Annotated in this window: 13 protein-coding genes; 7 read left to right on the top strand and 6 right to left on the bottom strand. The window is 44.0% G+C overall.

Annotated elements, in window-relative coordinates; genetic code table 11:
- Positions 1 to 2: 2 nt before the first annotated feature.
- Entirely contained in the window at positions 3 to 503 is a 501-nt protein-coding gene (locus tag RJ60_RS07230; protein WP_103134361.1) for a FumA C-terminus/TtdB family hydratase beta subunit, read from the bottom strand.
- Positions 490 to 1311 (bottom strand): fumarate hydratase, encoded by an 822-nt coding sequence (locus tag RJ60_RS07225; protein WP_219725869.1) that lies wholly within the window; start codon positions 1309 to 1311, stop codon positions 490 to 492. The genes RJ60_RS07230 and RJ60_RS07225 overlap by 14 nt, the downstream gene beginning before the upstream one ends.
- Before the next feature lie 328 nt (positions 1312 to 1639).
- Between RJ60_RS07225 and RJ60_RS07220 the strand changes: the two genes are divergently transcribed.
- From RJ60_RS07220 to RJ60_RS07205, 4 genes are read left to right on the top strand one after another with little or no spacing between them, the layout of a single operon-like run.
- A complete protein-coding gene (locus RJ60_RS07220) occupies positions 1640 to 2119 on the top strand; it encodes a glutathione peroxidase (protein ID WP_103134360.1) in 480 nt (159 codons plus the stop codon).
- Positions 2116 to 2601, top strand: a complete 486-nt coding sequence (locus RJ60_RS07215) for a MarR family winged helix-turn-helix transcriptional regulator (protein WP_292592077.1) — start codon at positions 2116 to 2118, stop codon at positions 2599 to 2601. Before RJ60_RS07220 ends, RJ60_RS07215 begins: the two co-directional genes overlap by 4 nt.
- 12 nt (positions 2602 to 2613) lie before the next feature.
- A complete protein-coding gene (locus RJ60_RS07210; protein ID WP_103134359.1) occupies positions 2614 to 3345 on the top strand; it encodes a sulfite exporter TauE/SafE family protein in 732 nt (243 codons plus the stop codon).
- A 20-nt stretch (positions 3346 to 3365) separates the two neighbouring features.
- Complete coding sequence (locus tag RJ60_RS07205; RefSeq protein ID WP_103134358.1) at positions 3366 to 4070, top strand: protein-L-isoaspartate O-methyltransferase; 705 nt, start codon at positions 3366 to 3368, stop codon at positions 4068 to 4070.
- 1 nt (position 4071) lies between these two features.
- Here RJ60_RS07205 and RJ60_RS07200 read toward each other — a convergent pair whose 3' ends face one another.
- Complete coding sequence (locus tag RJ60_RS07200) at positions 4072 to 5133, bottom strand: amidohydrolase (RefSeq protein ID WP_258006213.1); 1062 nt, start codon at positions 5131 to 5133, stop codon at positions 4072 to 4074.
- Positions 5134 to 5547: 414 nt separating this feature from the next.
- The gene (locus RJ60_RS07195; protein ID WP_103134408.1) at positions 5548 to 6111 is read right to left on the bottom strand and encodes a hypothetical protein; all 564 of its coding nucleotides are present in this window, start codon (positions 6109 to 6111) and stop codon (positions 5548 to 5550) included.
- A 103-nt stretch (positions 6112 to 6214) separates the two neighbouring features.
- Between RJ60_RS07195 and RJ60_RS07190 the strand changes: the two genes are divergently transcribed.
- The 3 genes from RJ60_RS07190 to RJ60_RS07180 all read left to right on the top strand — a co-directional run bounded on the left by RJ60_RS07190 (position 6215) and on the right by RJ60_RS07180 (position 8794).
- Positions 6215 to 6973 (top strand): SDR family oxidoreductase, encoded by a 759-nt coding sequence (locus RJ60_RS07190; protein WP_258006212.1) that lies wholly within the window; start codon positions 6215 to 6217, stop codon positions 6971 to 6973.
- A 243-nt stretch (positions 6974 to 7216) separates the two neighbouring features.
- Complete coding sequence (locus RJ60_RS07185) at positions 7217 to 7780, top strand: DUF2202 domain-containing protein (protein WP_103134355.1); 564 nt, start codon at positions 7217 to 7219, stop codon at positions 7778 to 7780.
- A 189-nt stretch (positions 7781 to 7969) separates the two neighbouring features.
- On the top strand, positions 7970 to 8794 hold the full coding sequence (locus RJ60_RS07180; RefSeq protein WP_103134354.1) for a DegV family protein: 825 nt from the start codon (positions 7970 to 7972) through the stop codon (positions 8792 to 8794).
- 828 nt (positions 8795 to 9622) lie between these two features.
- On the opposite strand, the gene RJ60_RS16115 is transcribed toward RJ60_RS07180, so the two are convergent.
- Together RJ60_RS16115 and RJ60_RS16110 are read right to left on the bottom strand one after the other, a co-directional pair.
- The gene (locus RJ60_RS16115; protein ID WP_258006211.1) at positions 9623 to 10762 is read right to left on the bottom strand and encodes a S9 family peptidase; all 1140 of its coding nucleotides are present in this window, start codon (positions 10760 to 10762) and stop codon (positions 9623 to 9625) included.
- A gap of 159 nt (positions 10763 to 10921) precedes the next feature.
- The gene (locus tag RJ60_RS16110; protein ID WP_258006210.1) at positions 10922 to 11416 is read right to left on the bottom strand and encodes a hypothetical protein; all 495 of its coding nucleotides are present in this window, start codon (positions 11414 to 11416) and stop codon (positions 10922 to 10924) included.
- Between the last annotated feature and the right edge of the window lie 973 nt (positions 11417 to 12389).

Genomic DNA, 12389 nt, shown 5'->3' with positions numbered 1-12389 from the left:
AATCACCTTCTATTCAAAGTAAAAAAATCCGAACCGTTAACATCAGTTGCTACAATCAACGGAAAGTCTCTGACATCAATCTCGAATATTGCTTCAGTGCCTAGATCTTCGTAAGCGATGACCCTCATAGACTCGATCCTTTGCGCAAGCGAAGCGGCCGCTCCGCTTGGCGCGATCAAATAGACTCTTCTAAATTTCTTACACAGATTTGCTGCCAGATCCGACCTCTTTCCCTTTCCTATTGTTGCCAGAACGCCCTTTTCGAAAAGCATTTCCAAAAAACCATCCATCCTGAGAGAAGTAGTAGGACCGATTGCTCCGCAACTTTCTTCAACCAGCTTGGCCGGACCGGCATAGAATACAATTGCTCCTTCAAGCTCAACGGGGAAAGGCTCTCCTTCTTCGTACAACTTCTTGAGGCGCATCTGAGCTGCGTCTCTCATTACTATGAGTTTGCCTGTAAAGCTGATTTCTTGACCGGGGGACAAATCATCTATCTTCAAAGGTAACTACCCCCTTTCTACAGAGATAACAATCAACAGCCAATGAAACTGGAAGAATCGCAATGTGACAAGGCGCAGTTTCAATGCTAACCGAGTAAGCGGTCATCCCCTCTCCCAGTCCTTGATAACCAATATGGAGGGAATTGATCTTATTCAGAAGTTTCTTCTCAAGTAAGGCGTAGCCAATGTCGGGATTCTTCGAATCCAACTCTCTAGTCAGAGCAAGCTTGGCAAGGAGCATTGATTTCTCTGAGCTTCCCCCGATGCCTATTCCGATCCTGAGTGGAGGACAACCCCTGGCTCCTCCTTCAGAAATTGAATTGGCAATTGTTTCTATGAACTCTTCTTGAGATGTTGTCGGGTTTAGCATGAACAGTCTTGAGAGATTCTCGCTGCCTCCACCTTTTACGAGGAAACGTATCTCTAATTCTCTTCCGGAAACCATGAAGGTATGGACGACCGAAGGTGTATTGTCTCCAGTGTTTTCTCTGTGCATTAGGGGATCCTTCACAATTGAGTATCGATAGGGATTTTTTGAATACGCTCTCCTGACAGCCGTATCGAGGGTGTCTGATAAGGGTTCCTCAAGAGATACCTCCTGACCGATGAAGACAAAGAATTCAATGAAACCTGTGTCCTGGCACAGGGGAAGCTTCAGCTTTTCTGCAAGTAACGAGTTCTCATTCAGAATAGATGAGAAAGGACCGGTGTAGAGTTTTAAAGAAGATTTGATCTTATCATCCATTATTGTGTTTGCCTTTACTAATGCGGTCTCGACCTTTCCCGCTATCGAAGATGCTTTTATCAAGAATTCACCTCATTATCTGTGAAAAGCTTATGATGAGCAACGTCATATTCATTTATAACATTTTGCACACCCGATTGCCCTAATGATCATTTCTCCAAATCGGAAGCATGAAGGAAGTCAGTATTCTCAGCTCGTAACGAAAGCTCAGAAACAGCAGAAGAAAGATACTTCAGAAAAGCCTTAGATAGAATACTAACTTGGGCTTCTCCACTTAACTGCAAAGCTATTGAATTTTCACGATCTAGATTCTCCACCTGTTATGAAATAAATATATGGAAAGCTTCCATAGTACAACTAAATAGTGTACAATAAGATTGGAGGTGAAAGAATGAGTATTTACGATTTTGAACTGACTACAATAGACGGGTGGAACAAGACCATGGAGGACTTCAAAGGCAAGGTGCTCTTGATAGTTAATACGGCTAGCAAATGCGGATACACATCTCAGTACGATGGTCTGCAGAAGCTTTATGATGATTTCAAAGACAGAGACTTTGCCGTTCTTGGTTTTCCATCAAATGACTTTCTTCGCCAAGAGCCTGGCAGTGAAGAAGAAATCAAGGCGTTCTGTGATGCGAATTTCGGTATTACTTTTCCCATGTTCTCTAAAATACATGTTAAAGGAAAAGAGATACACCCTCTTTATGAATTTCTTGTTTCTGGCGGTGGGAAGAAGGAGTTTTCAGGAAAAGTGAAATGGAACTTCACGAAGTTCTTGATTAACAGAGAGGGTGAGATAATTGGAAGATTTGAGCCGAAGGAGGAGCCCGAGTCATTTCGTTCTGCAATTGAGGAGGCGGTTAAGTGACCAAGAAAGAAGAGGTTGCGATTCCAAGAGAAGACGAGCTACTTAGGCTTGACAATCAGCTTTGTTTTGCATTGTATTCCAGTTCAAGGGGCATCACAAGGCTCTACAGACCAGTGCTTTCGAAGTTTGGGTTGACCTACCCTCAATACCTTGTAATGCTTGTTCTGTGGGAGAGAGAACCACTTACAGTTAAAGATCTCGGGGAGAAGTTGTTTCTTGATTCGGGAACCTTAACTCCCCTTCTTAAGAGGATGGAAAGACAAAGCCTTCTTACGAGAGAAAGATCGCAGGGTGATGAGAGACAGGTACTTATAAGTCTAACAGAGAAAGGGAAAGGGCTTAAGGATAAGGCGATTGATATTCCGATGAAGATTGCTGAACAGGTGAATATCTCTCAGAGAGAATACATTTCTCTTATGTCGTCGCTCAAAAAGCTTCTGAAGAAGATCGATATGAGCGAATCAGACGGGTCCTCAAGTTAGTAGAATCACAAAATGACACTGCTACAGCTTGTCACGATATACATTGCGGGTGCCGCAGCTGGTTTTATGAATGTTATGGCGGGAGGGGGCTCAATGGTCACTCTCCCGGTACTTAAGTGGATAGGATTGCCGCCGCACGTTGCCAATGCCACCAACAGACTGGGCGTTATATTTGAAAGCGGTATAGGAGTAAAGACCTTTCGATCCGGCGGTATGAGGCTTGACAAGTCCATACTTCCGGCGATAGTGTCTACAACGATAGGTTCAATCATAGGTTCCATGTTTGTCTCGACAATACCGAAGGATGTGCTGGAGAAAGTGATCGCAGTAGCTCTCCTGGCAGTAGTTTTGCTTATGTTACTGAAACCGAAGCGGCTCACTTTTTCGAGACCCTCTGGAGTCCTCTCAACTCTAATCTTTTTCGGTGTGGGCTTCTACGGGGGATTTTTACAGGCGGGAGTTGGTTTCTTCCTTATTGGAGCGATTACCTTTTCCTATGGCTTTGATCTTGTGAGGACGAATTTCACGAAGATTGTTATCGTTTTTATCTACACTGCTTTTGCTCTGGTTATCTTTATCCTTAATGGGATGATTTACTGGTTTCCCGGCCTGGTTCTCGCGGCAGGAAATGTTGTCGGGGCATATTTTGCTGCCAGACTATCGATAAGAAAGGGCAGCGGTTTTGTGAGATGGATTTTGCTGATAATTGTGGTCGCAAACGCCATTAAGTATCTCTTCTTCTAGAGGAGTGTGACAGATTTTCAATGAGAGAGCTTCTGAGTTTTCTGAAGAGGACAGGTTATCTGACCGACCCTAGACTAGAGTCGGCCTTTATGGAACTTGACAGGAGGGATTTCGTCTCGCCCGAAGTAGCGGATGAGGCTTATACAGACAGAGCTCTAGTAAGTCTTGCAAGCTCAGGAAAGATTTGCTCCACTTCTACTCAGCCATCTCTTTTGATAAGCATGATAGAAGAATTGAAACTGAACGAAGACAACAAGGTCCTGGATCTTGGGACGGGAACCGGTTTCTGTGCTTGTCTGCTTGGAAAAATGCTGACTAAGGGAAGCGTGGTATCAGTGGAAACCTCCAGAACGGTTGCATCTATAGCCTCGGAAAACGTGCGACGCTACCGCCTGAGCAATGTGAGGATAGTGATCGGTGACGGTAGATATGGCTTCAAAGAAGAAGCTCCGTATGATGCTATTATCTCTACCGTAGCCTTACCGGGAATAACCGTGGAGCTGTTCAATCAGATGAAAATCGGAGCGAGATCGATCGTTCCGATACACAGAAGCTATATGAACACACCTGTCTTCTTATTCGAAAAAATAGATGGGACAACTTTGAGAGCTACTTTGAAAACAGGAGCGGTCTTCATGGTAGTGGAAGACTCCAGACCGGACCCTCTTTACAGTGATAACAAGTTCTCACTTGAGCTTCGAGAGGGAAGATTTCGAAAGCGCTAGCTTAGTCTTTGGCGACCTTCCAGAAAATCTCAACACCCTTCTCTATAACGGAATCAGCAGGCAAAAACCTTGAATTATGGAGTCCATGATGTTCTCCTCTTCCTGTACCCAACCAGAAAAGTACCGAAGGGTATTTCATAGCGATCACTCCAAAATCCTCTCCCACGTATTTCATTTCGACCGGGTTTACATCGACCAGGGCGCACAGTTTATCGTAAAGATCACCGTCTACATGAACCTGTGGATACTTCGAACCGATCTCCTGAGAGAACTTTAGACCTCTTTCAGTAGCGACTTCTCTCCCAAGCTCTTCGAGTTCCATGATTGCTTCCTCTGAAAGCTCAAAAGCTTTAGTTCTTACAGTTCCTGAAAGAGTGCAGGAGTCTGCCACCACATTTCTAACTCTGCCCCCCTGTATGACTCCAAATCTGAGTACGGAATCTCCCCTATCTAACGAATAGACCCTTTGAAGAAAATCCATAGCTCCCTCAATAGCGTCTCTTCCCTGCTTATAGAAAGCAACATGTGCCGACCTTCCCTTGAAAGTGCAGTCCGTTTCGAAGGCCGAGGCAAAGAGAACACCGGCTCTTGTGTAAACAGATCCTTCAGGGAATTCATCATTTACGTGCAGTGCCCAGGCTTCAGTTATTTCGTATTGCTCCAATTTCGATAAGCATTTCGCAGCGCCGCCCCCACCTTCTTCAGCCGGCTGGAAAAGAAAGAGAAAATTCCTATTGAGATCGCTTGTTACTATTCTCTCTATAAGTCCAATTAGAATTGTCATATGAACATCATGGCCGCACGCATGCATAAAACCTTCATGTGCAGATTTGAATGGAGCATCTGTTTCTTCAAAAACAGGAAGAGCATCCATATCGGATCGAAATAGAACGAAAGGGCCTTCAACCTTTTTCCATTTCGCCAGAATTCCGGTTCCCGCAACCTTTTCGTAGGAAACAGATAATCGATCCAGGAGGCTCATAATGTACGCTTGAGTCTTGAACTCATTGAATCCAATCTCTGGAATCTCATGTAAGTCATGCCTAATTCTCGATAAATCCATGCTCTCCTCCTTCGAATCGCTTCTTTTGACGTAAAGATAGAATATATCTTGCCGTCGGAAGCTTGCTCACTAGAACCTCGTCATTATCACGAAACATCAGAATCTTCACTTTTCAATTTACCTCGGTCTGTTCATTCGTTCGCAGAGAAAGAGTTTATAAACCGAAGCAAGAGGAGTGAGGTTAGAGGTATGAAAGACAAGTTCTACCAGAGTTTCTCTCCACGTCTCCTTTGACTTTTTGAATACCTTTCCTGGAGAGACAGAACTCCATCATCCTCCTAACGCTTTCCTGACCCTAATCTCTATCTGCGACCGCGTCCTGATTGAGTTATACTGAACACCATTTAACAGCCCGCTCGTTGATTTATTATAAACAAAAAGGCGCCTGAAGGCGCCTTTTGATCGAATGTCCAATCAATTGAGGGCATAGTCCCAAAGAGTAATTGTAGTAGAGTCATCGGCGTAATCGTCGCCCATGTAGGTTTCAAGAGCGAAAGGAATGTTTGGATCAATTATCCAGTACATCGACAACTCTCCGTCCTCATTGTATAAAGCGACTTTTGTTCCAGTAAACGTTCCATTCTTTCCTTCTACTGAATAAAGTCCTTCGTACTTTAGAGTACCAAAACCATAAAGTTTCGTATTCATCTGTTCTTCCAAGTCAATTGCGTCATAAATGAAAGATAGCATTGGATTGAGGAAGATGTACATCATCATTGAGAACTGCTGGCCGAACATCATGTCTGAGGTGAGCTCAGTGTCGAGGGGTAAGAAGTAGGTAGTATCGTAATTCAGGATGAATTGGGTTTCATCGCGATCGACTGTTACCCCGTATATCATTTCCTTCTGTTCTCCATTCTCGAAGTACGAAATCTTATTGTAGACGTACTTCACGTTGGAGTAATCCTGCAGTGGCACCCAGGATGCAAAAACGCTCGCAGCCAGAATTAGCACTAAAATAACCGCAACTTTCTTCACATCGTCACCTTCAAAACTTGGTACCAACATTATACAACTTTCTGTAACGAGAAAACTCAAATTGAGAGGCTCATTTCGTCTGGATTGGGTATAATTAGCCGAGGTGATCATTTTGAAAAGAGCACTAATTACCGGAGCGTCATCGGGAATAGGCGAGGTGTTTTCCTATGAGCTTGCAAAGCGTGGGTACGAAACGATCCTAGTAGCCAGACGAATAGAAAGATTGCAGACGATTTCCGATCAAATTGAGGGAGATCTAGGAGCTAGATCTATTCCGCTGAAAGGTGATTTGACGGATGAGAACGACCTGGTTGAAGTTTCGAAACTTCTGAAAGACGTAGATCTTCTTATAAACAACGCAGGGTTCGGACTAATTGGTTCCTTTGAGGATATTGAAGCGGATAGAGAAATGCAGATGATTAAGCTTAATATCGGAGCTCTATACTTCTTGACGAAAAAATATGTTCTCATGCGCAACAACATTGGTGGAGGAATTATAAACGTCGCTTCTACTGCCGCCTATTTGCCAGTACCGGGAATGGCGGTCTATGCTGCAACAAAGGCCTTTGTACTTAGCTTCAGCGAAGCCGTTAGCGAAGAACTCCAACCCAAAGGCTTCAAAGTAATGGTTCTATCTCCTGGGCCGACTAGAACAGAGTTTTTCGATGTAGCTTCGGGAGGAAGGAAGCAGCTGCCGGGGTCAATGTCCCCCGAAGAAGTTGTGAAAAAGGCACTTGATGCATTTGAAAAAGGAAAGAGAGGCGTGGTAAGCGGGCTGATCAACAAAATGATCGCTTCCGGATCAAGGCTAGTACCGAGAGCAATAGCAATGAAAGCCGCGAGAAGAGTATTCGAAGATTAGTGGACTGAAAGGCTGCTTTAGAACTCTGAGCAACTTCGTAATTTCCTATGACCTCCAGTCTCAACTCACTACTGAATTTCTGTAATCTATATTCTTTCAGTTAGACCAAACTCTTCGATTGTGAGTGAAAAGGGAAGATAAAGCCAATAGGATTGACCTTCGAGCGATCTCCAGATTCTCAGGAGATTTTAAGCCACGCAGGTTAACATCTATTCAAGATCCAAAAAACGGAGGTAGAAAATAATGAAGAGAGTATTATATGCAATAGCGATAGTTTTGATTTTCAGTTCAATGACACTGGCCAGCAGCTTAATGACTGAGGAAGATGGAATTGCTTTCATGAGAGAAGAAGAAAAACTAGCTCACGACGTCTATACCGAACTCTATGAAATATGGGGATTGAATGTCTTCAGTAACATAGCTAGAAGCGAACAGACTCATACAGAAGCAGTTCTTTCTCTGATCGGTGATTTTGGCATGTTAGATCCCGTGGGCGAAAATGAGGTTGGAGTCTTCACCAATGCGACGCTTCAGGAGCTTTATGATGAACTCATCGAGAGTGGAAGTAAGTCTCTTCTGGATGCGGTAAAAGTTGGTCTTCTGATAGAAGAGATAGATATTAAGGACCTGGAAGAATTGCTTGAGGGAGATATAGACTCGAGAACTGCGACTGTATACGAGAATCTGCTTAGAGGTTCTGAGAACCACCTCAGGGCATTCCTCAGGCAGTATGAGAGACTCGCAGGTAGCTATACTCCAGAAATACTCGATGTCGAAAGGTTCAACGAGATTGCATCTGGCAGATAGATTGAATAGTAAATAGGATTCAACAGGGCGGACAATCCGCCCTTTTCTTTTAGAATTAGATATTCGGTAGTTTTTAGAGACAATTTTCCACCAAAATGGTTTCAAGTATTGGACGACTTTCTGCCCAAACATTGCTCTGGACTCGTAATGACATATAATCTTATTATATGAACACAGAGGAGGGATACGGTGGTCAGGATAGTGACGGACAGCTCATGTGATCTGCCGGTTGAAACGTTGAAGAAGTATGGTATTCCCTTTGCCTCTCTCAACATTTCCGTTGATGATATGACTTTCAAGGAAGATATCGACATCACTCCAGAGGAATTCTGGCGATTAATGGGCAAATCCCGGGAGCTTCCAAAGACTTCTCAGCCTTCGCCGGCCGATTTTGCTGAGATCTTTGAGGATATTCAGAAGAAGGGTGAAACTCCACTTTGCATTACTATTTCATCAAAACTCAGCGGTGCCCATCAATCAGCGATCCTCGGCGCCGAAATGAGCGGGGGCAAGGCGATCGTATTCGATTCTCTTGCAGGTTCGATTTCACATGGCATCCAGGTGCTGATAGCCGCTAGAATGGCTGAATCGGGCGCTGAGTTGGACGAAATAGTCGAAGCGCTGGAGGAGTACCGAGAAAACGTGAAGATTATCATCCCTCTTTCGACAGTGGAGAATATTGTCAAAGGCGGCCGTCTGAGCAAATTTCAAGGTAGCCTGGTTAACATTTTGAACATGAAGATTATCCTGCACGGTATAAATGGCGAAGTTAAGCTCCTTAAGAAGGTAAGAGGAAGCAGGAGATTTAGAGAAGCGATAATTGAGTTAATAGAAGCTTCCTCAAAGACCGGGAAGAAGATCTTTGGCATAACTCACGTGGATAATCTCAAAGACGCTGAGTTCTTCGCTTCGGAAATTAGGAAACGTGTCCGAGATTCCGAAGTAATAATCGGAAAGATGGGTCCTGCGATTGCCACATATGCTGGAGAGGGCGGACTGATATTGGCGCTCTAAACTCACCATTTAGAGTAACCAATAAGGCCCAGAAGACTTGAGATTACAGGTTGCCGTGTAGCAACATAAGAACAAGATTTTAAATCAAGCTGGAAGACAGAAGAACTCAGAGCTGGGGAAGACCGTGCTTGGATGCGATGCCGATTCGCAGTTAAGCATTTTCTGTAGATCGACATAGGCCATACTCTTAGTCGAGAAAGACATAAGATCGAATTTCTACAAGTATTTCAACTTGAGGAAGAATTGGCTTTCTGTTAATTCATTAAACTGCCTTGTTTCCATTGGGCTCAGACGAACTAATTCAATAGAAGGATTACGAATTCTGCCCCCGCAGCTTCTTAAGAAAGAAGCTAGACTGGACATTGAACTCAAGGAGCAATTGATTATTCTCACGATTCCAACTTACAGATTCTGGTGCCAAACTGAGGATGCTTCTGGCACCCTTGTTTTTTCCGCTGACAGTCTTACTTATAACCTGAAGGATCGAAGATCTCTCCGTTCACGGAAGTTCAGTGTCAGCAAATAGCAGTTCTTTGGAGCACAACCTGCACAATTCGAAAAAACATCACTAGATTAACTCAATGCTGTGCCAGGCTATCAGAAGAACGGCATTTTCGGCGATAGTTTATTAGGGACTCCTTTATCGTTTTTTTGACAATATCTGGGAACGAATGATCAATGACGAACAGCTCTTGTTACATCTCTTCATATCAAACGGTATGCGAAACTCTTTACAACTCTTCCGTGAATCATCACGATATACTACGTTCTCGTCTTTTCGAGGCTGAATCGAGTTCTCTCCCTCACCAATACCAGTACTGAATGTCTCTAGCGCAAGTACTTGTCAAGAAAGGCTAGCATCGCATTTGCACCTCTTATCCTATTTGCCTTCTTCTTAAATCCATGGCCCTCATCATCGAACACTACATACTCAACCGGAACCCCACGTTCTTTTAGTCGCTCAACTATCTCATCTGATTCTATCTTAAGTACTCTTGGATCATTTACTCCTTGAAGGACTAGAAGAGGCCTCTCTATTTTGTCGGCGTGAAAGAGAGGGGAAATGCTCTTGAGGTATTCTTCCTCGGTGAATGGGTTTCCGATTTTCCTGTAAAGGAGATCTTTAACGATCTTCCACCAAGCTGGCACTTCTTTGAGAGTTCTCACCCAGTTCGAGACACCGAAAAAATCTGTACCAACCTTGAACTCCTTTGGCCTGAAAGCAAGTGCCGCAAGAACCATGAATCCACCGTAACTTCCACCATTTATTCCTATTCTTTCTTCGTCGATAAAATCAAGGGTGGCCAAATACTTGGCGGCGGCTACGCAATCATCCAGATCCGCTTCTCCGTGTTTGTGATCTGCTGCTTTGAAGAAGCTCTTTCCGTAGCCGGAGCTTCCTCTATTATTGACTGCATAGATAGCATATCCATGATTTGCAATGAACTGGATCTCAGGACTGTATCTTGGCAGAGACTGACCTCCCGGTCCTCCGTGAACCCATACAATCGCAGGCGCTTTCTCGTTCGGCAGAACATTTCTGGGCGGATAGAAAATCCCAGGCACTTGGAGACCGTCGTACGAAATAAAGCGGAGTACCTTTGCTTCAGAGAGGTCATTACTGTTCACCCCTTCGCTCATGGAATCAGTGAGCTGCTCTGTCTCCTTTGTATTGAGGTCTATCATGAAAATATTAGGAGAGGAGATTGCTGAGTCACAAAGATAGTACAGGAAGCGGCTATCCTTGCTGAAGCATTGATCGTATACTACACCACCCGTCTCTACGGGAGACATCTTGGGGGAATTGTCTTTTGTATCGATTATGTGGAGTTCGGAAAAACCGTCTCTATTGACGATAAGCACAGCACTTCTCCCGTCTTCCGATATTCTCCCGTCGATTATGTCCCAACTAAAGGCAAGGATCTCTTCACGCCCTTTGCTTTCAATATCCGTTATCCAAAGCGTCATGAATTCCCCTTCAATGTCCGATAGACAGTAAAGCTTCATCGAATCTTTTGAGAAGAAGAGAGGTTTGAAATTAGCTTCTCCTTCATGGGGGGACAGAAGTGTTGTATCTCCGCTTAGCAAGTCGTGGAGATATACATTCGAGTTGTTTGCAGTCTCGGGCTAATGAAGAGCGAGAAACCTTTCATTATCCGAAATTGGACCCAGTTCATACAAGTCTTTGTTTTCGAAGACCAGCTCACCTGCTAGATCAGCCTTTTCAAACCGATATAGATCGAATCTACTTCTATCAATCTTGTTAGAGTAGTAGTAAACACTATTGCCAACGGAGACGTGAAATCCTGACTTGGTCTTCTCGAAAGGGGTCAGATCTTTGATTTTCTCTTCTGTTCCTAGATAAAGATGATGTAGTTCATCGCCGCCCTTATCCATTGCAAAAATGAAGCTCCCATCTTTGTAGACGTGAGATACCAATGCGTTTTCGGTGAGTGATGTTATCTGCCTGTGCTTTCCCTTCTCCTGATCTAGTTCAAAGATGTTGTAGTTGCCCGTTTTGTCTGAAGAGTAAAGAATTCTTCTTGAATCGGGTGATACCGTGAATGACGCAATGGTCTCGTTCTCCATAAGTTCTTCAATCGAGTACTTCTTCTCAGTCATTTAATTCCTCCTTTAACGTTCTAAAGCGGATGAACAGTGAATGATCATTTGGAATAGTTCTTTATGATCCAAAGGTGTGTTAAGCTTCCTCATCGCAATCATATAACAAGCAGTCATCAGTTGGGCTTAATGTCTTCGAGAAGTTCATTTTTCTAGTAAATAGAAGATAAAAAACTACATTACGTGGATTTCGACATCCTCAGGATTTGAAACTCTCTTTTCTCCGATTGAGTATTGTATGCTCTTACAATGTCTCTACTCACGACGAGCCGTCTCTTGAACCCACTAGATTTACTGAGTACTAGATTGTTGGCTGTAGAGAACCAAGAAATTCGAATACCGTTTTGCGGACCATTTTAGAGACGTGCCATTACCGTTCAGTTCTCTTGTTCCCTTGAATCACTGATTTCGGGCAAGGAAATGCCTGCTGCTTTAGGAACGACTAACACTGTCATCTTGTAGATCGTTTATTCTGGATCTAATCATGTACTCGCGCCAAATACGAACATCTCGTTATAACCAAAAACAAGATGCAGCATCAAGGTGCGGCATGACGGAGTTTTTAGGGTGCCTCGTGTCTGGAGTTTGGAGTGTGGCGAAAAGAGACAATTTACTCTGCGGTTATCCCGGGATCTGTCCCTTGACCCTGTCGAAGGACGGGTCCACGCTCTGGGACGAACGAAGGACCAAGGACGTCTTTTATCCTCTTCCCAGCGTTCAGCGATCAGCGAAAAGCGTTTCTTGCCCCGCGTGCGCCGACTTGCTTCTCTCTCGCCTTCTCGTGAGCATGGTTAACCTCTTGACATCACACTTTCTCAGTTGCTCTTTTCGGCGAACGGATCCTTGCTCTTGGGCGGCTTACGGAGGACGTCTTTGATTCTATTCCGTGCGTAAAGAGGATTTTTGACTTGAAAATTCTTTTGTTTGGTGGTATTTTGTCGAGAGTTGATTGGCAGCGATGTACTAATGGGAG

This window comes from Mesotoga sp. B105.6.4, assembly GCF_002896535.1.
Classification (GTDB): domain Bacteria; phylum Thermotogota; class Thermotogae; order Petrotogales; family Kosmotogaceae; genus Mesotoga.
The sequence above is the reverse complement of the archived record's forward strand: the minus strand, read 5'-3'. Positions and strand labels throughout refer to the sequence as shown.

Coding starts and splice junctions, on each gene's coding strand:
- RJ60_RS07220 (WP_103134360.1), top strand. CDS start 1,640: ATGAGTATTTACGATTTTGAACTGACTACAATAGACGGGTGGAACAAG.
- RJ60_RS07210 (WP_103134359.1), top strand. CDS start 2,614: ATGACACTGCTACAGCTTGTCACGATATACATTGCGGGTGCCGCAGCT.
- RJ60_RS07205 (WP_103134358.1), top strand. CDS start 3,366: ATGAGAGAGCTTCTGAGTTTTCTGAAGAGGACAGGTTATCTGACCGAC.
- RJ60_RS07200 (WP_258006213.1), bottom strand. CDS start 5,133: ATGGATTTATCGAGAATTAGGCATGACTTACATGAGATTCCAGAGATT.
- RJ60_RS07185 (WP_103134355.1), top strand. CDS start 7,217: ATGAAGAGAGTATTATATGCAATAGCGATAGTTTTGATTTTCAGTTCA.
- RJ60_RS16115 (WP_258006211.1), bottom strand. CDS start 10,762: ATGACGCTTTGGATAACGGATATTGAAAGCAAAGGGCGTGAAGAGATC.
- RJ60_RS16110 (WP_258006210.1), bottom strand. CDS start 11,416: ATGACTGAGAAGAAGTACTCGATTGAAGAACTTATGGAGAACGAGACC.